This is a genomic window from Caldisericum sp., assembly GCF_049967455.1.
In the GTDB taxonomy this organism is placed as follows: domain Bacteria; phylum Caldisericota; class Caldisericia; order Caldisericales; family Caldisericaceae; genus Caldisericum; species Caldisericum exile_A.
On record NZ_JBMFSR010000021.1, the window covers coordinates 1 to 19,200 of the forward strand.

Sequence of the window (19,200 nt, forward strand, 5' to 3'; positions counted from 1 at the left end):
CTCCCCCAAATAATAACTTTAATTTGGGGGTTAGTTAGAAAGGGGACACCCCCCTTTCTAATGGTTGATGGGGCTTTTACCCCTTCGAGTAATGAGAACCCTCTTTCATTTGGTGTATCTGCTATTAAATGCAGGAAAAAAATGAGAGAGAAGAAAGACTCTCTACAAACACATTAGAAAATAGTAAATATTAATCATTATGTTTAGTTGCAATTCTTCACATCGATTTGCAATGAATGACAAATTGGCGGAGTATAGTCACTTACAGGATTATCGAAATTGTAAATCTTTTCCTTGTTATGCCTTTCCTCTTAAATGTATAAAGTCAGCGTCGGTAATAAGGACATTGGCTAAATCGCCAGGATGAACCTCAAAACTACTTTCAAAAATCACAAGTTTATCTTGCGGGATTCTTCCAAAAGCTTTGTTTCCTTTTACATTTTCAACAAGCACTTCATAAGTACCACCAATATATGCCTTGTTCTTCTCAAGACTTATTTCATTTTGTATTTTAAGAAGGTAGTTAAGTCTTTCTTTTTTTGTTTTTGGGTCAATCTGCCCTTCCATCGTTGCTGCAGGTGTATTAGGACGTTTTGAATAAGCTGCGATAAAACTTTTATCAAATTGAACGGTTTTAACAAGATTAATAGTTTCAAGGAAATCTTCTTCTGATTCGTTTGGGAAGCCTACAATAATATCAGTTGTAATTGATGCTTCAGGAAATTCTTTCTTAATTGTTTCAATTATCTCAAGGTAATGCTCTTTTGTATATCCTCTTTTCATAAGAGACAGTATCTTATTTGATCCTGACTGAACAGGCAAATGGAAATGAGGCATAAGAGTGTCAATTCGGCGCATTCTTTTTACAAGTTCCTTTGTAAAATAAGCTGGATGTGGTGTAAGATAACGTAATCTTTTAAGATTAGGAATACGACCAACTTCTTCAAGAAGTTCAATAAAACCTTCCTGCTTTCCTAAATCGTAACCATAATGATTTATATTTTGACCTAAGAGAACTATTTCTTTTACCCCTTGATCAACAAGACTTTTTACTTCGTCCAATACTTCATTAATTGGTCTCGATTTTTCACGTCCTTTTGTTGCAGGTACAATACAATAAGCGCAAAAACTGTTACAACCAAAAATGACAGGAACATACGCAAAAACTCTGTGAACCTCAACCTTATTAAGCGAATTATTAGCATTTAAATATTTTGAAAGCTCGCTTCTCAATTCATTAACACGCTCATAAATAAGTTCATAACCTTTCGAAAGCATAAAAAGGCTATCACGTGCAACTTCTTTAATTTTTCTCTCCTTGATGGATGCAACACATCCTGCTACGATTACATAAGGCCTTCCGTATTTTTCGTAAAGAGACCTTGCATATCCTACTGAACTTATGAGTTTTTGCTCGGATTTTTCTCGCACAGCGCAGCTATTAAAAAGTACAATATCTGCTTCCTCAATACTTGAAACCTCGACCAATCCAAAATCGTAAAATACTTCTCTAAATTTTTCACTTTCGTATTCATTCATCTGACATCCAAAGTTAACTATGGCAAATGTCCTCATAGATTTTAAACAATTCTCCTCTCAAAACTTCTTTATAAGCTCTATCTATTGAAAGATTATTTTCGCTTGCAAATCTTTCAACTTCACTAAACCTCACTTTGGTTTTTTTCCATAATCTTAAAATTTCAATGTATTTTGGTAAAATCTCTTCCTCAAAATTTGCAACAATGTTTAGCAACAGAAACTCAACCTTATCTTTTTTACGGTAAAACGCCTCAAACAAACTTTCAAAATTCGGAATTATTTTTTCATCAATATATTCTATATACTCTAATTCTTTTTCTGTTAATCCAAATCTGAACTGTGGATACTCTTGACCCAGAAAATAAGCCTTGAGGATATCAAGATATGTTGAATCTTTATTCAAATTCCTTCGAAGATCTGGAAGCAATTCTGAAAAATGGATACGGCATAAAAACGAAAAATCAAAATCAGCAAACACTTGTATCAAAGCGTTTTTAATATCATCAATATCACCTTTCAAAAATTTCAAAAGTTCAAATCTTGCACGCTCTTTTTTTACGTTAAAATACAGATCTTTCGAATCTTTAAGAATATTTTTCGTGTTCTCTTCAATTTCAAGATGAAACTGCGACAAAAACCTGAACGCCCTCATAAAACGAACAGGGTCATCTCTTATTGAGTTAATTGAGCATACCCGCAAAATACCATCCTTAAGATCGTAAAATGATTTTGGATGTGAAATAATCTCTAAATTTCCCAAATTTAAGTAGATTGCATTGATTGTAAAATCCCTTTTTTGGATATCAGTCTCAAGATCAACATAGTAGGTAAAATCAAAAGTAAAACGATCAAAAAATACCCTATATAAAGGAAATATTTCCCTATTAAGAACTATATATTTGAGATTTGAAAGTTTTGTTGAAAGTAGATTGAAATCTTCTTTTGGTACAATAAAATCAAAATCAAAAAAATCTTTTTGAAGTAAGAAATCTCTTACAGCACCACCAACAAGATACGTCTTATGAGGGTTAAATAAGTTTTTAATAGTTTGAGGTATTAAATCAACAAGACTACCTAAATCTTTTTCCACTTTCCTCTTAAAATTTGGACTGCTTTTCCTGACGAATCAATATCAATCACAACAAAATGTAAAGTTGCATTTCCTTTTGCTGGTTCAAAGTTCCATGGCATACCTGTAATAAACCTTTTCAAGGCAACTTCTTTATCGAGACCAATTACCGAATCTTCAACGCCACACATTCCAACGTCAGTTATATATGCAGTACCTTTGGGGAGTATCCTTTCATCGCCTGTTTGGACATGCGTATGAGTGCCAATAACTGCTGAAACCCTTCCATCAAAATAAAAACCAAGAGCTTCTTTTTCTGCGGTTGCTTCCGCATGGAAATCAACGATAATATAAGGTGTTATTGATTTTAATTCCTCTATGATTTTGTCGCCAACTGAAAACGGCGAGTCAATTGGTTGCATCTCAACTCGACCCTGAAGGTTTAAAACTCCAACTTTAAAATCCTTTTTTTCAACAATAACATAACCTCTTCCGAGCGCTCCCTGAGGATAATTTGCAGGACGCAACAAATAAGGGAGTAAATAAAACTTATCCCAAAGAACTTTCTTATCGAAGGAATGATTTCCGCCAGTTATAACATCAATCCCATAAGAATGCAACTCAAGTGCAATTTCATAAGTGATTCCCGCACCATGTGCAGCATTTTCACCGTTTGCAATCACAATATGCGGATGATACTCATCTAAAATTTTTGGAAGTCCTTCTTTCACAGCTGTTCTTCCAGGTTCTGCAAAAATATCTCCTAAAAAAAGAACTCTCATTTTACACCTTTAAAAATATGGCTTTAAAAAATATGGCTACCCCATTGCTCTGGGTAGCCTGTCGAATATATTTCAATAATCTTATTTCTCCTTTGCTCCTTCCTTAGATGACTCAGTTTTTGTTTCTGCCTTTGCTTCTGTAGGTTGTGCTACGCTCTGTGCCTCAGTTGAAGCAGGTGCTACAACCTCTTCAGTTGTAGGTGTTACAACCGATACCACTACAGCATCTGGATCAGAGTAAATCTTAACCTTATCTCCAAGATTCAAATCTTTTACATAAATGACATCCTTAATATCAAGATTGGATACATCAACTTCAACCTTATCTGGAAGATCAGTAAGAAGTCCTTCAACCTCAATTTCGTGTAAAGATGGATCAAGGATACCACCCTTCTTTACACCAATTGCTTCACCAACAAAAGTTAAAGGAATTGTCATATAGACAGGTTTTGAGAGATCGACTGCTTCAAAATCAATATGAATTATATTTCTCTTAATTGGATCAATTTGAATCTCTTTTATAATTGAAGGATAAGTTTTTCCTTCAACATTTAAATCAAAAATTGCAGATCTACCAACTTCATGCTCAATTTTTGTAAAGTCCTTATAGTTTACCGCTACATAGAAGGTTTCGGTAATTTTACCATAAACAACAGCAGGTATCTTACCTTCTCTTCTTATTTTATTTGTATCACCCTTTGTTGTAACTTCTCTTCTTTCTGCATTTAAGGAAACTCTTTTCATATCTATTCCTCCTCAATAAACAATTTAGCTTTATATTATATCAAAAATTACTTTTTTTCAAAAAGTTCAGATACAGATTCATGCATTAATATTCTTCTTATCGCTTCAGCTATAAGTGGTGCAACACTTAAAACCTTTACCTTCTCAGGTAAATTTGGTCTGCTTAAAACGGGAAGAGTATCAGTTACAACAATTTCTTTTATTGGAGATTCTTCGAGATTTTTAAGAGAGTCTTGAGCAAATATGCCATGGGTTGCCGTTGCATAAACTTCTTTTGCACCGCGCCTTAAGACCTCATTTGCTGCACTTATAAGAGTGTTTCCAGTATGAATTGCATCATCAACAAGAATTACATTTTTCCCTTCAACTTCTCCAATGAGCCTTGAAGTTTCAACCTCCTCGGGGCTTAATCTCTTTTTTACAAATATCGCTTGCGTTGCATGTGGGATTTCTTGTGCAAATGCAGTTGCCCTTTGTACAGCACCTACATCTGGTGCCACAACAACTGGATTTTCAAGATTCTTTTCTCTAAAGTATTTTCCAAGAATTAAAACTGCCGTAAGGTTGTCAGTTGGAATATCAAAAAAACCCTGAATTTGTGCTGCATGCAAGTCTACCGAGATAACCCTTGTGGCACCTGCAGTTGTTATGAGATTTGCAACGAGTTTTGCAGAAATTGGCTCCCTCGATTTCGTCTTTCTATCCTGTCTTGCATAACCAAAGAAAGGAATTACAGCAGAGATGCTTCTTGCAGAGGCACGTCTTACAGCATCAATCATTATCAGCAATTCAAGTAAATTTTCTGCAGGCGTTTGTGTTGATTGAATTATAAACACATCTTTTCCCCTCACTGACTCAAGACACCTCACCTGTATTTCCCCATCAGGGAATCTTGAAACGATTGCTGGGCTTAGCTTCATGTTGAGATAAGATGCAATTGACTCTGCAAGAGGTACATTTGAGTTTCCTGTAAAAATCTTCACTTCGTCCATTGTAATGATCTCTTTAACCATTTTGCCCCTTCCTCCTCTTAACCCATCCAATTTTATTTACCTGTTGTGCTCTTGCTATTGCAAGAGAATCTTCTGGTACTTCTTGAGTTATAACTGACCCTGCTGCAGTATAAGCTCCTCTTCGAATAACAAGTGGTGCAACAAGAGTTGAATGTGAGCCAATAAATACATCGTCTTCAATGTATGTTGGATTTTTCTTATTGCCTTCAAGCCCTGAAAAATTACAGGTAATGGTGCCTGCCCCAATATTTACGTTTTTTCCAATAGTTGCGTCTCCAATATAAGAAAGATGCGGAACTTTTGCTCCCTCATCAAATTTTGACTTCTTTACCTCAACAAATGTACCAATCTTAACATTCTTAACGAGGAGATTTTCAGGTCGCACATAGGCAAATGGACCAATAGAGCAATTTTCACCAACATAAGAACTAAGAACAACCGATTGTTTAACAGTGCTTCCTTTGGATATATGAGAATCAACAATTTGTGCAAATGGCCCTATAACACAATTAGATTCAATTTTTGTCTTTCCCTCCAAAAGGCATCCTGGAAGAATTTCTGTATCATTCTCTATCTCAACAAAGTAATCGATCTTCTGGGTTTCAGGATTATGTATCGTAACACCGTTAAGCATATGCTTCTTTAAAATCTTTTCCTGAATTATTTTTTCTGCAATTGAAAGCTCATATCTATTATTTATACCATAAATTGGAAGCTTCTTTGGAAGTTTATAAACGGAAACCTTAAGACCTTCTTCCTTCGCAATCTTTAAAGCATCTGTAAGATAATACTCACCTTGGGCATTGTCATTGCTGATCTTTTCTAAAAGCTTTTTAAGTTGCTCAAATTTAAATAGATAAACACCTGTATTAATCTCTTTTATAACCTTCTCTTCATTTGTTGCATCTGTCTCTTCTACAATCTTCAAAAATTCATTTCCAATTCTTACAACTCTTCCAAGATTTGTTGGGTCATCAGATTCTGCGGAGATAAATGCAACATCAGAGTTTGTTTCCTTAAAGAAGTTATAAAAGCCAAGGATATCTTCTCTTTCAAAGAGTGGATTATCGCCTGTTGTTATAAGCACAAGGTCAGTATCAAGACCATCTATTGCAACCTTTACAGCATCACCTGTTCCAAGAGGTTTTTTTTGAACTTTTATTTCATAACCTTCAAAAATCTCTTTTGGTATTGCCTCATTTATCACAACGACTACACCGTTATCGGCAACATCCTTTACAGAATCAATTGCATAAAAAATCATTTCTCTTCCACAGATCTTATGGAGAACTTTCGGTAATTGTGAGTGCATTCTTTTTCCAATACCTGCACCCAAAACAATTGCTGATATCATTTAATTACCCCCAGTTTTCTTCCAATTTCAACAAACTTTTTTACTCCAAAATCAAGGTCATCTTTTGTATGTGAAGCTGATACCATAACTCTAATTCTTCCAGTTCCTTTTGGAACAGTTGGGTAAACAATACCCTGTGCAAAAACTCCTTCATCAAAGAGCATTTTGCTAAATTCCATTGCAGTTTTTTCTTCCCCAATTATAACAGGTGTAATTGGAGTTTGTGAATGTCCGATATTGAAACCGTATGATTTGAATTGCTCTTTAATATAATTTCCATTCTCCCAAAGTTTTTTAACCAATGAATCATCTCTTGAAAGGATTTCCACAACTTTTATTAGGGCAGATGTATCTGCAGGTGATAGAGGTGTTGAAAACAAGAATGGACGTGCTCTTTGCTTCATATATTCTATAAGAGTCTTATTTCCTGCAACATATCCCCCAATGACACCAAATGCCTTAGAAAGAGTGCCAACATCAATATCAATCTTCCCTTCAAGATGGAAATAATCAATTATGCCTCTTCCATGATCACCAAGCACGCCTTCACCATGAGCATCATCAACCATTGTAATTGCACTATATTTTTCGGCAAGCTCAACAATATCTGGAAGTGGTGCAATATCTCCATCCATACTAAATACACCATCTGTTACGATGAGTTTTCTTACGTTGTAGTCCTTGTAATCCTCAAGTTTTGCCTTTAAATCTGCCATATCAAGGTGCTTGTATCGGACAATCGTTGCCTTACTTAACCTACATCCATCAATAATTGAAGCGTGGTTTAATTCGTCAGAGAATATAAGGTCGCCTTCACCAACAACAAGAGGAATTGTTGCAATATTTGCAAGAATACCTGATTGAAGAAGAATCACTGCCTCCGCATGCTTAAATTCAGCAAGCTTTCTCTCAAGTTCCTCATGGAGCTTTAATGTGCCTGCAATCGTTCTTACAGCACCTGCACCAACGCCAAATTCTTTTACACCCTCAATTGCAGCGTTTTTTACCTCTTCGTTTGTTATAAGCCCAAGATAGTTATTTGCACAGAGATTAAGCATTTTTCTTCCATTAATTACAACCCATGGTCCCTGTGCACTTTCAAGTACACGTATTGTATTGTAAGTCCCCTTTTCCTTCAGTTCGTTAAGTTCTTTTTCTAAAAATTCAAATTTATTCATATTTTTTGCCTCCTTAAATTATGGATACAATAAAATTTTTCCTGATTGATGACTCTTCATGAGTTCTATACCTTTTTCAACTTCTTCAAGCTTAAATTCATGAGTTATTACAGGTGAGACATCAAGTCTCCTACTTCTAAGTAAATCCGAAACAATTTGCCAAGTTTCAAAAATTCTTCTCCCTGTAATCCCGTAGATTCGCAATTTTTTGAAAATTACATCGTCTGTAAGATTAATTTCAACACCGTTATCAAAAAGTCCTAAAAGTGAAACCCTTCCAAGAAATTTAGTAAGTTTTAATGCATCAGAAAGAGCAGACTTTGCACCAGACATTTCAAGGGAAACATCGACCCCAAGCCCGTGAGTTTCATTAAGCACAACTTCTCTGAGGTTTGTTTCTTTAGGATTAACCACAACATCTGCACCCATCCTTTTAGCTATTTCAAGGTGGTAGCTTGATAAGTCAGATGCAATAATTTTTGTTGCGCCAAATACTCTTGCAACGCCAATAGCAAGGAGTCCAATTGGCCCAGCACCTGTTACAAGAACAGTTTTTCCAGAGATATCCTCTGAAAGGACTGTGTCAACTGCATTTCCAAGTGGTTCTTGAATAGAAGCAAATTTATGTGGAATTTCCTTTGGATTCACCCAAGCAACACGCTCAGGAATTTTAACATATTCTGCAAAGGCACCATTTGTATCAACACCTAAAATTTTTAAGTTTCTACAAACTTCTCTATGATTCATAAGACACATATCACAATGATTACAATATATATGGGTTTCTGCGGAGACAAAATCACCAACATTGATACGTTTAACTTCCGATCCTTTTTCAACAACCACACCTGCAAACTCGTGGCCGACGATCAAAGGTGGATTGATCCTATTTTGGGCCCATTCATTCCAATCGTATATATGGACATCAGTTCCACAAATTGATGCAACCTCAACCTTTACAAGGATTTCATCGTCCCCAATTGTAGGAATTGGGACATTCTCAATCACAAAGCCAACATTCCTTTCCTTCTTTAATATAGCTTTCATTAAAGCCTCCTTCCTTCCATGCCATTTTTTTTAATTTCAAAAAATCCCCATCTTTCTAAATTATATTCTAATATTTTTTTGATTTTTTAAAAGCGTTTTGAAGAGGTCTTCAATACACTTAAACTTATTTCAATCGTAAACCCATTGAAAAGATGAAGTCTAAAGGCTAATTCCTTTAGAAACGGAAAAACAATTTAACTTACGGAAAATGATTTTTAAACCTAAAACATGGTTTAATGCTACGTTAAGTAATCTTTGACTTCTATAAAGTTGTCTTTGCGAAAAAATGGTTTTTAAGCTACAAACCTTCTTTTTCTAAAAACTCAAAAATTCTTGAGAGGTATTCATTTATGAAGTCTTCGTTTTTCTTATCATAAAAAAATGTAAGACTTTCAGAATCTCCAAGGGTAATTGCTGCCATATGGGTATCTTCAAAAATTGCCTGCACAAACCAAATCCATTCTTTTTTCATCTTTATTCTTCTAACTACTTCTCTTGATTTAACTTCTTTTAAATCCTCCATTTATACTCCTCCATAATACTTTCTTAGATTAGCTTCATGCTCTGCAAGTGTCTTTGAAAAAATTGCCTTTCCCTCAGGCGTTGTCATAAAATAATAGTAATCAGTCTTTGGCGCTTCAACTACTGCAATTATCGATTTCAGTCCAGGATTACAAATAGGAGTAGGAGGAAGTCCCACATATTTATAAGTATTATATGGCGAGTCAATCTGGTAGTCTTCCTTTGTAAGCCATTCCTTATGGATACCTAATGCATATAGAATCGTTGAATCCGCTTGAAGAGGCATTCCAATTGCAAGCCTATTTAGAAACACCGATGCAACAATGGGCCTGTCTTCGTTGAATTTTGCCTCCTTTTCAACAATTGAAGCAAGAATTATCGCTTGTTTCTTTGTTAGACCTTTTTTCTTTGCTAATTCGTCGTAATTTTGAGGCACAACTTCATTAAATCTATCTAAAAACTTTTTTAGAATCGTTTCATACTGCATATCTTCATAAAAATTATACGTATCCGGAAATAGATACCCCTCGTATGGTTTGATATACTTTAAAAATAGATCTTTATCCCTAACTATACCGTTATTGTAGAGGCGTTCTGCTATATCCATTGAGGTAAATCCCTCGGGAATTGTAATAGTTAGCTCCTTAGGACGTCCCCCTTTTGAAAGCGCTAAAAGGAGTTCACTCATATTTGAAACAGGTTTTAAATCGTAAATACCGCTTTTTAATTTTGAGTCATAGTTTAGCACCTTTGACCAAAAAATAAAAGAGTACGGTTCCCAAATAACACCCTTATCCTTTAAAACAAAAGCAATATCTCTTGTGGTACATCCTTTGTCAAGCTCAAGAATTTTTGCATTTTTAAAAACTAAAAAAGGCTCAAAAAATGAAAGTCCAAAAAGCACAACAATAACCACTACTGACAATACAGATACAAGGACTAACCATTTTCTTCTTCTCGTTTCTGCCTCCTTAAAAATTCGAGATAACTTTCAAGAATAAAAAGTGCTTCGAACTTGTCCTTTATTTTACGTTCTTTTTTTGATCTAATTCCCTGAAAGCGAAGCATCTTATGAGTGATAACACTTGTATATCGCTCGTCCCAGGTTACAAATTTTACTTCAGGGAGCACCTTCTTCAGTTCATCTAAAAAATCAAGTACAATATTCGCTTGTGGTCCAATTGTACCACTTAGAGTTTTAGGAAGACCAACAACAATCTCTTCGACCTCTCTTTCAGTTATTATGTTTTTAATCGCCTCAATTTCATTCCCATCACGCTTTATAACAGCCAAAGGCATTGCGAAAATTCGCTCCTTGTCAGAGATTGCAATACCAATATTTACATTTCCAACATCAAGCGCCAAAATTGGTCTTAACTGCTCCAAAATCAACCACCCAATACATTTATAATTTTTTCTACTTCTATTTTACCATCAAAACTACCCTGTGCAATACGTTCATTTCCGCCACCTTTTAGAGGAATTACATCCTTAACCTTTTCGAGGACCTCAAGGCTTGAAAGCTTATCATCAAGACTTCCCACAAGTATAAAGGAGGTACCATTAAACTTTGAAACAAAGATAACTGTTCCAACTTTTAGGAATTTCTTAGATAAATCATATGCCTTTCTAAGATCATTAAGAGTACCCTCGTTAAAATCATAAACATATAGAGGTATCTCCTTAATTTTGATGGTTGGTTTGAGATTTTTGATTGTTCCCTCAAGAATTTTAGATTTGAGGTTTGTAAGTTCTTTTTCAAGCTCCTTAACCCTTATTTGGATTTCTTCACTTCTTCTAACAAGTTTATCTTCCTGAGTTTTGAGAGTACTTTCGAGAATATTTATAAGTTTCCTTTTATTTATTAAATAATCGTATGCTTTAAGTCCAGTCAAACCTTCAATCCTCTTAATACCTGAAGCAACGGTTTTGGGTTGCATAAGAACAACAAGACCAATTTCGGTTGTATTGGAGACATGTGTTCCGCCACAAAGCTCCTTACTTATCCCTTCAACTTCAATAACACGCACAACCTCACCATATTTCTCCTCAAAAAATGCAAGTGCACCAAACTCTTTTGCTTTGCTAAATGGCATAATGTGGACATTAACTTTATGGTTCCTTAGTACAATTTCATTAATTTCTCTTTCAATATTAAATAACTCTTCAGGTTCAAATGTTCCTTGAAAGTTAAAGTCAAATCTAAATTCGTCGTCCTTAACTTCAGAACCCTGTTGCATTACGTTCTCACCATAGTGTCTTCTTAAAACTGCCTGCAGTATATGTGTTGAAGTATGCGCTCTTTTTATGGCCTGTCTTCTTAAAGAATTAACAGTAAGCGTTGCAATGTCCCCAATTTTAGCAAATCCCTTTAGCTTTCCTATGTGGACAATGAGTCCCTCAACTGGCGCTTGGGTATCATACACTTCAAATTCAAAATTTTCACCTTTTATTGTACCTGTATCTCCAACTTGACCACCCTTTTCTGCGTAGAATGGTGTTTTGTCAAAAACAAGAACTGCATGAGTATCTTTAGTGCTTTCAACAAGATTTCCATCAACAATTATGGATTTTAGAGTTGCAACTGTTTCAAGTGTATCATAGCCAACAAACTCGACATTTCCAACAATATTCTTTACTGCACCGAATGATACTCTTTCAAGAAATGCCTCGCTTCCCTTAAAAGATGCTCTTGCTTTTTCTTTTTGATTTTCAAGAAGCTCCTCAAAGCGCTCCTTATTGTAGGTAAAGCCAACTTCTTTGAGAGCAAGCTCTGTTATTTCGACAGGCACACCCAATGTATCATAAAGATAAAATACTACATCTCCTGGAATTTCTTTAATACCCTTTTTCTTGAAATCCTCAATTACATTGTCAAGATAGTAAAGACCATCTTTAAGTGTAGAATTGAATTTAGTTTCTTCGTCTTTCAAAACTGACTGAATATAAGTAAGATTTTCCCTCACCTCTGGATAAATATCACCCATCAGATCAGAGACAGTTTGAGCAAGTTTGTATAGAAAGGGTTCCGTAAGATTAATTGATCTTCCAAAAAGCATTGCTCTACGAATAAGCCTTCTTAAAACATAACCACGTTTTTCGTTACTTGGTATTACATGATCTCCTATAAGAAAGGTTGCAGCTCTTGCGTGATCTGAGATTGCACGCATTGCACGAATTGATTTTTCTGAAGTTTTATATGCAACCCCAGATAGCTTTTCTATATGCTCAATTATCGGCATAAATAGATCAGTTTCAAAATCAGAATCAACTCCTTCTATAATACTTGTGATACGTTCAAGTCCCATACCAGTATCGATGTTTTTTCTTGGAAGAGGTTTTAAAGTCCCATCGATTTGTCTATCGTACTGTGTAAACACAAGGTTCCAGAATTCAAGAAACCTTCGTTCAGATGATCCAGGAAGTTCAGCCTCTTCTTTCTCATTAATTGCGCCTCTATCGTAGTAGATTTCAGAACAAGGTCCACAAGGACCAACTGGTCCCATCATCCAAAAATTGTCCTCTTCACCAAGAGGTATTATTCTATCTTCAGGGATTCCATGCTTTTTCCAGATCTCTTTTGTTTCAAGGTCATCTTTATATATTGTTACCCACAATCTATCTTTTGGCAACTTTAAAAAGTCAAGAATAAATTCCATCGCAAAAGCAATTGCCTCTTCCTTAAAGTAATCGCCAATAGAGAAGTTTCCAAGCATTTCAAAAAATGTATGATGTCTTGGAGTATTCCCAACATTCTCAATGTCGTTTGTCCTTACACACTTTTGAACCGTAGTAATGCGTCTTGAAGGAGGAATTTCTTCACCAAGAAAATATGACTTTAAAGGCACCATACCTGCTGCAGTAAAAAGAAGTGTTGGATCTTGTGGAACAAGTGGAAAACTTTTAAGCCTTAGGTGTCCCTTACTCTCAAAATATTTCAGAAAACCTTCCCTTATATCTCTACTATTCATAATCCACCTCGCAATGCAATTTTTCTATTTTAGCAAATATTTTATCTTTATCAAACATACTATTTGACTATTTTAAAAATTTCTTTACAATATTATACTGTTAAAAAACTATTGAAAGGAGAAATCTATGGGAAAAGAAGTAAGAATCTTTGCGTTTGGTGGAAACGAAGTTTCCCCGGTGGGATTAACTGACGAAAAAGGCAAGCCCATTATTCCTGATATTGCAATGCAATGGGCAAGAACTCACGAAACCTCAAAGCACATCGCAAAAATTGTTGAAGCGTTCCCAAATGACACCTACGTAATTACACATGGAAATGGCCCACAAGTTGGAAATGTGTTTTTAAGAAGCGAATATTCAAGGCCAATTCTTCCGCCCATTCCTCTGGATGTTGCAGGTGCAGATACACAAGGCGCAATGGGGTACATGATTGCTCAAATTTTAGGAAATGAATTAAGAGCTCGAGGTATCAATAAGACAATCGTTGGGATTGTTACGCAGGTTGTAGTTGACAAAAACGATCCAGGATTCCAAAACCCAACCAAATACATTGGCCCTTCATACACAAAAGAGGAAGCAGAAGAGAGAATGAAAAAAGATGGTTGGGTTATGAAACTTTATAAAAAGGATGACAAGGGAAATGAGATTTGGAGAAAAGTTGTTCCATCTCCTGAGCCACTTGATATAGTTGAATTCGAAGCAATAGTCAATGCAATTGAGGCAGGTTTTATACCAATAACTGTTGGCGGTGGTGGAATTCCCGTTGTTGAAGTAGAACCTGATGAGGAGGGAAATTATAAAGCAAACTATGGAATGGTTTTTAAAGACGGAAAGAACGCAAAAATTTACCGTGGAGTTGAGGCAGTCATAGATAAAGACCTTGCATCTGCACTTCTTGGAACAATGCTTATAAAGTGGGCAAAGGATCACGGTGAAGACTTGGATGTAACTTTAACAATTTTCACAGGTGAAGACGGGGCAAAACTCAACTATCAAAAACCAAACCAGGTAGATTTGAGGTATCTTACCCTTGAAGAAGCAAAGAAGCTTTATGCAGAAGGACACTTCCCACCAGGAAGTATGGGGCCGAAGATTCTTGCATGCATTAAATTCTTGGAAGGTGGAGGAAAGAAAGCTTACATATCACTTACTTCAAAATACCTTGAAACACTGGAAGGAAAAGCAGGAACAACAATCGTAAGGGAGTGAGGTAAAAGATGAAAGAAAAAATTGAAGAGCTTGTAAAAAAGTATGAGCCTGAAATTATTGCCTTCGCTCAGGACATCGTTAGAACAAAGTCCTATTCTGGCGAAGAAGGTGAGCTTGTAAAACTCCTTGAAAAAAAGATGAAAGAATTAGGTTTTGATGAAGTTATTATTGATGAAACAGGAAACATCATTGGACGAGTTGGCTCAGGTCCCATAAAACTGCTCTACGATGCACATATCGACACAGTTTGGGCAGAAGACAAAGAGAACTGGTCTGTTGATCCGTTTGGTGGTATTATAAAAGACGGAAAACTCTACGGAAGAGGCTCATCTGATGAGAAGGTTGCAATAGGATGCATGATTTATGGTGCGAAAATCCTAAAAGAGGTTGGAATTCCAGAAAATGTAAGTCTATATGTAATGGGTTCGGTTCAGGAAGAGGACTGCGATGGACTTTCAATGTATCACACATTTACAGAAGTTTTGAAGCCCGATTTCGTTGTCTTGGGAGAGCCAACAAGTCTTGATGTATATCGGGGGCACAGGGGAAGAGTAGAACTTGAAGTTATCGTAAAAGGAAAATCCTCCCATGCAGCACATCCCGATAAAGGTGATAATGCAATCTATAAGATGGCAAAAACAGTTTTAAACATTGAAGAACTTACAAAAACATTTAAGGAAGATCCGTTCCTTGGAAAAGGTACAGCAGTTGTCTCTCATATTGAGTCAAAGGCACCTTCAATTAATTCTGTGCCATACGAATCTCGCATATTTATTGATAGAAGACTTACAGTAGGCGAAACAAAAGAAACAGCTCTTAGAGAAATTGAATCTGCACTTGCCGATCCTAAGAATTCTGAAGTAAGAGTCCTTAAGTATGAGACAAAATCATGGAAAGGCCGTTTAATTTCGCAAGAAAAATATTTCCCTACATGGGTACTTGAAGAATCTCATCCATTAGTTCAGGCTGGTTTTGAAACAGCAAAAGAAGTTCGCCCAGGCGAAGAGGTAAAGATTTCTCGTTGGATTTTCTCAACAAATGGTGTTGCATCAATGGGAAAACTCAATATACCTACAATAGGCTTCGGTCCTGGTGATGAATGGCTTGCACATGCAGTTGATGAATATGTAAGACTTTCAGATCTACCAAAGGCAACAGCATTTTATGCTCTAATGCCATTTAAGTTAAAAGAAAAATTGGGATAAAAAACGGAAGGAGGATAATATGAATAGCAAATTAAAAGGAAGAGATTTTCTTACAACAAATGATTGGACACTCGAAGAATTAGAACAAGCATTAGACCTTGCCTTTGAATTAAAACAGAAGTTTACATTAGGTGAGCCTACTCCATACTTACTTTACAAAACACTTTTTATGATTTTTAAAGATAAATCCACAAGGACAAGGAATTCAACCGAGGCAGCAATGACACAACTTGGAGGGCATGCCCACTACATCACAGAAGAATCCTCTCAGATTTCACACGGTGACACTGCAAAAGAAATAGGAATTATTCTTTCACGTTATGGACATGGTATTGCAATAAGGGATGATATTTATCTTGGGGTAGGACAAAAGTATATGGAAGAAGTTGCTAAATGGGCAACTGTTCCAGTTATCAATCTTGAATCTGACTGGGATCACCCACTTCAAATCCTTGCCGATATTATGACAATAAAAGAAAAATTCCATAACGATCTTAGGGGTAGAAAATTTGTAATTTCCTGGGCATATGCAAAAAGCCATGCAAAACCACTTGCAGTTCCTCAGGGACTTATTATGGCTATGCCAAGATTTGGTCTTGATGTAACACTTGCAATGCCACCCGAATTTGAACTTTTACCTGAGGCAATGGAGATAGCAAGAAGAAATGCGGAGGAAGCAGGTGTAAAATTTGAAGTTGTCCACGACATGGACGAAGCATTCAAAGATGCTGATATTGTTTATCCAAAATCTTGGGGTGCATATGTTTATGCTCAGAATAATTTCGAAGAGATGAAGAAAATCGCAGAGAAATACAAAGATTGGATTGCAGATGAAAGAAGAATGAATCTTGCAAAGAAGAATGCAATCTACATGCACTGTTTGCCTGCAGACAGAGGCTTTGAGGTTACAGATGCGGTTATTGACGGGCCTCACTCTGTTATCTACGATGAAGCAGAAAACAGGCTCCACACAGTAAAGGCAATCCTTGCTTTAACGATGTAAAAAACACAAAATACATAACTTTAAGGGGTCCACATGGACCCCTTAAAAATTACCTAAATATCATATTTAATAAACATTCAAAAATTATGTTTAACCTAAGAAGAAAATAACCAAAAACAAACTTTTTAAACCTTTTAAACAAACTTCTTTCTAAAAAAACTTTATTGTATTCCAGCCTCACTTTTTATAGAGTTTTAAAATATTCTTTAATCTTATTCGACATAAGTTTTCTTCTTTCCTTCAGGAAATCCTCATAACTCATCTCAGTATCAAGTAATTCAAGTGGAATGCAATTCATTTTAAGGTTTTCCTTGAGCATTTCAAAATCTGTTATACCACCGTACTTTAGCTCCTTGCTATTACATTGTTCTCTAAGTTCTGCGAAATACTTCTTGGGCTCCTTATCACCGATTGCAATGTTTATTTCGCTTTGTGCCATAACATAATTTGCAATCTGATTATACATTCCTCTGTTATAACCGAGTTTTTTAAGATAATTTCTTGGATAGATATGATGAACGTCACCTTTTATTGCAATGAGATCTTTCACGGTAATGTCCTTTGAAAGGAATCCTTTGTCGTTGAACTTAACCTGTGCTGCAAGGAATACATTAAAAAACGGACTACTTCCTACCGAAGTATCCAACTGCTGTGGCAGTGAAATTTCAAAAAAGCTGTCTGAAAGTTCTGCAAGCAATACATTATCCATATAATTAAACGGATCAGAATCAATTCTTTTAATATCATAATCAAAGGTAGTCTCTGGGGAAGAAGAATATCGACTTGTTAGTATCGAAAGCACAAACCATTTTCTTACATAAGATTCAATGACTGATTGGTTTATTCCTTTCGCTTTTAAAAAAAGATACAGGGTATACGCAAAATCAAGTGCAGTTTGAGAGCGAATCATTGAACTATCAATAAATCCAGCAGAACGAATGATCATTGAGAATTTTTTGAAGTTATTTTCATTCATGAAGTCCATTATTCCTTCTTTAAGCATTGAGAAGGATCCTTCAACAATTTCCTCTTTGTATTGTCGGGTTTCAAAGTCTCTTCCAGAAAGAAGAGATACAAGATCTTCTAATCTACCACGTTTAAACTTGTAGGTGAAAGATATCCTCAGCACATCCGTATATGATGGATCAAACAAATCATCTCTATCATCTTTGAGCCACGCCATCTTATTAAAGTATTCCGTATTTGTAAATTCTTTATCGTTTTCTTTTATCTGATTGTAAAATTCAGGAGTTGTAGCAAGATAACAAAAATAATCTATCGCTTTTCGTAGAGTATTTCCTCCGTACTTCTCATCCACGGCAATCTTTGACATTGCAAAATCTGCTTGGCTTAGTATAACACCCGAGGAATTAATCCTAATGAAAATCTCTGTTACCTCGTTTATGTCAAGTTCTGAATTAAGTTCAATTAAACCGATAGGAATGTTGATGATACTTTTCAGTGAATCAAGAGCATTTAAAATGTCGTCTTCTTTTACATCTGGATTTATATTGCAATATTCTTTTAATTTTTCAAGAGTTCTAAATTCAGGCGAAAATACCACTGATATATCTGGAATCCACCTCTTATCTCTTTGAATAAACGGGTTAGAAACCTCAAATTTTTGCTCAACTGGATTAAAGGCAATAATAATCCTGTGCTTTTTATAATCCTTATTAAGTATTTCTTTCCCTAACAACGCAGCCATAAGGGCTGTTACCCTCTGCTGCCCATCAATAAGGATCTTCTTTCCTTTTGACATTGTGCCATCTCTTAATTTAACATTTGGGTTTTGCCATGTGATAAGATAGCCAATTGGATACCCTCGATAAAGCGAATCTATTAAGTCTCGCACATGGATTGCATCCCACACAAACGGACGTTGGATTTCTGGTACTGCAATTTCATTGCTTGAAACCCATGAAAGTAAAGTTTGAATTGGATGATTGTTAACGGAAAATTTTTGTATAATCATATCTCCTCCATTTTCTCTATAATATTAGAGCTTGTTATTGAATCCTCATCTCATTATTCAATGGCCATTTTCCTTCAGTCTAATTAATTATAAAGCCTCAACCAAAAATTACAAACTAATAATTTTTTTGAAAATTCTTAAAATAGATGCTCTTACGGGAATTATGGTAAGCTATCAAAATATCTTTATAGATGATTATCCACTTGATATTGAAAAAGGTAATTTGCAAGGTGCTTTCCTTGACTGCGATCATGGATATCTTTAAGCCTATGGTCCAATTGGAGGTTCTTTTGTCTTTAGTTTGCTTGCCATGGATATAAATAGTGAAAAAACTGTTTGGGAAAAGTATTACTACGAGCAAAATGAAGATTTCCTGAAAGACGATTCCTACATTCTACCACCAATAGTTAATGAAGTTCTTTATATACCTGTCACCATGGATTATGATGTTGCAAAGGACTTTGGAGCAGAGATTGTAGGTATCGATGCAATAAGCGGACAAATCATTATGATGACACGTAGAGTTGAAATTTATTATCCTAGAATTACTAACGAAAAGACATCTGTGCTTGAAATTCTTTCTTACGG

At 35.6% G+C, this 19,200-nt stretch carries 18 protein-coding genes; 5 read left to right on the forward strand and 13 right to left on the reverse strand.

Annotation, left to right across the window (positions count from 1 at the left end; all coding sequences use genetic code 11):
* Nucleotides 1-297: 297 nt before the first annotated feature.
* The 12 genes from miaB to alaS form a co-directional block, all read right to left on the reverse strand.
* Nucleotides 298-1,575, reverse strand: coding sequence for a tRNA (N6-isopentenyl adenosine(37)-C2)-methylthiotransferase MiaB (gene miaB / locus ACP5SP_RS05440; protein ID WP_424586565.1), 1,278 nt, complete (start codon nt 1,573-1,575; stop codon nt 298-300).
* Nucleotides 1,553-2,629: a hypothetical protein gene (locus tag ACP5SP_RS05445; RefSeq protein ID WP_424586564.1), complete on the reverse strand. Its 1,077-nt coding sequence runs from the start codon at nt 2,627-2,629 to the stop codon at nt 1,553-1,555. The genes miaB and ACP5SP_RS05445 overlap by 23 nt, the downstream gene beginning before the upstream one ends.
* Nucleotides 2,614-3,390, reverse strand: coding sequence for a TIGR00282 family metallophosphoesterase (locus ACP5SP_RS05450; RefSeq protein ID WP_416085140.1), 777 nt, complete (start codon nt 3,388-3,390; stop codon nt 2,614-2,616). Before ACP5SP_RS05450 ends, ACP5SP_RS05445 begins: the two co-directional genes overlap by 16 nt.
* A gap of 81 nt (nt 3,391-3,471) precedes the next feature.
* The gene (locus ACP5SP_RS05455) at nt 3,472-4,134 is read right to left on the reverse strand and encodes a 50S ribosomal protein L25/general stress protein Ctc (RefSeq protein ID WP_416085139.1); all 663 of its coding nucleotides are present in this window, start codon (nt 4,132-4,134) and stop codon (nt 3,472-3,474) included.
* Nucleotides 4,135-4,181: 47 nt separating this feature from the next.
* Nucleotides 4,182-5,147, reverse strand: a complete 966-nt coding sequence (locus tag ACP5SP_RS05460; protein ID WP_424606596.1) for a ribose-phosphate diphosphokinase — start codon at nt 5,145-5,147, stop codon at nt 4,182-4,184.
* Nucleotides 5,140-6,501, reverse strand: a complete 1,362-nt coding sequence (glmU, locus tag ACP5SP_RS05465) for a bifunctional UDP-N-acetylglucosamine diphosphorylase/glucosamine-1-phosphate N-acetyltransferase GlmU (RefSeq protein ID WP_428076153.1) — start codon at nt 6,499-6,501, stop codon at nt 5,140-5,142. The genes ACP5SP_RS05460 and glmU overlap by 8 nt, the downstream gene beginning before the upstream one ends.
* Nucleotides 6,498-7,679 carry a glycine C-acetyltransferase gene (locus tag ACP5SP_RS05470; protein ID WP_428076154.1) on the reverse strand — a complete coding sequence of 394 codons (1,182 nt, stop codon included), beginning with the start codon at nt 7,677-7,679 and terminating at the stop codon, nt 6,498-6,500. The genes glmU and ACP5SP_RS05470 overlap by 4 nt, the downstream gene beginning before the upstream one ends.
* An 18-nt stretch (nt 7,680-7,697) precedes the next feature.
* Nucleotides 7,698-8,726, reverse strand: a complete 1,029-nt coding sequence (tdh, locus tag ACP5SP_RS05475) for an L-threonine 3-dehydrogenase (RefSeq protein ID WP_428076156.1) — start codon at nt 8,724-8,726, stop codon at nt 7,698-7,700.
* Between the two features lie 298 nt (nt 8,727-9,024).
* Nucleotides 9,025-9,249 (reverse strand): hypothetical protein, encoded by a 225-nt coding sequence (locus ACP5SP_RS05480; RefSeq protein WP_416085134.1) that lies wholly within the window; start codon nt 9,247-9,249, stop codon nt 9,025-9,027.
* Nucleotides 9,250-10,227: an endolytic transglycosylase MltG gene (gene mltG / locus ACP5SP_RS05485; RefSeq protein ID WP_428066788.1), complete on the reverse strand. Its 978-nt coding sequence runs from the start codon at nt 10,225-10,227 to the stop codon at nt 9,250-9,252.
* A complete protein-coding gene (gene ruvX / locus ACP5SP_RS05490) occupies nt 10,188-10,634 on the reverse strand; it encodes a Holliday junction resolvase RuvX (RefSeq protein ID WP_428076157.1) in 447 nt (148 codons plus the stop codon). The genes mltG and ruvX overlap by 40 nt, the downstream gene beginning before the upstream one ends.
* A gap of 2 nt (nt 10,635-10,636) precedes the next feature.
* Nucleotides 10,637-13,219, reverse strand: a complete 2,583-nt coding sequence (gene alaS, locus ACP5SP_RS05495; RefSeq protein ID WP_428076158.1) for an alanine--tRNA ligase — start codon at nt 13,217-13,219, stop codon at nt 10,637-10,639.
* Nucleotides 13,220-13,346: 127 nt separating this feature from the next.
* Between alaS and ACP5SP_RS05500 the strand changes: the two genes are divergently transcribed.
* From ACP5SP_RS05500 to ACP5SP_RS05510, 3 genes are read left to right on the forward strand one after another with little or no spacing between them, the layout of a single operon-like run.
* Nucleotides 13,347-14,429, forward strand: coding sequence for a carbamate kinase (locus ACP5SP_RS05500; protein ID WP_424586556.1), 1,083 nt, complete (start codon nt 13,347-13,349; stop codon nt 14,427-14,429).
* 8 nt (nt 14,430-14,437) lie between these two features.
* Complete coding sequence (locus tag ACP5SP_RS05505) at nt 14,438-15,634, forward strand: YgeY family selenium metabolism-linked hydrolase (RefSeq protein WP_424586555.1); 1,197 nt, start codon at nt 14,438-14,440, stop codon at nt 15,632-15,634.
* A gap of 19 nt (nt 15,635-15,653) precedes the next feature.
* A complete protein-coding gene (locus tag ACP5SP_RS05510; protein ID WP_424586554.1) occupies nt 15,654-16,637 on the forward strand; it encodes an ornithine carbamoyltransferase in 984 nt (327 codons plus the stop codon).
* Between the two features lie 184 nt (nt 16,638-16,821).
* Here the strand turns inward: ACP5SP_RS05510 and ACP5SP_RS05515 are convergent, their stop codons facing one another.
* Complete coding sequence (locus ACP5SP_RS05515) at nt 16,822-18,612, reverse strand: GmrSD restriction endonuclease domain-containing protein (protein WP_428076160.1); 1,791 nt, start codon at nt 18,610-18,612, stop codon at nt 16,822-16,824.
* 127 nt (nt 18,613-18,739) lie between these two features.
* Between ACP5SP_RS05515 and ACP5SP_RS05520 the strand changes: the two genes are divergently transcribed.
* Both ACP5SP_RS05520 and ACP5SP_RS05525 read left to right on the forward strand, forming a co-directional pair.
* Nucleotides 18,740-18,877, forward strand: a complete 138-nt coding sequence (locus tag ACP5SP_RS05520; protein ID WP_428076161.1) for a hypothetical protein — start codon at nt 18,740-18,742, stop codon at nt 18,875-18,877.
* 45 nt (nt 18,878-18,922) lie between these two features.
* On the forward strand, nt 18,923-19,200 hold a 278-nt coding region (locus ACP5SP_RS05525), incomplete at its 3' end, for a hypothetical protein (protein ID WP_428076162.1).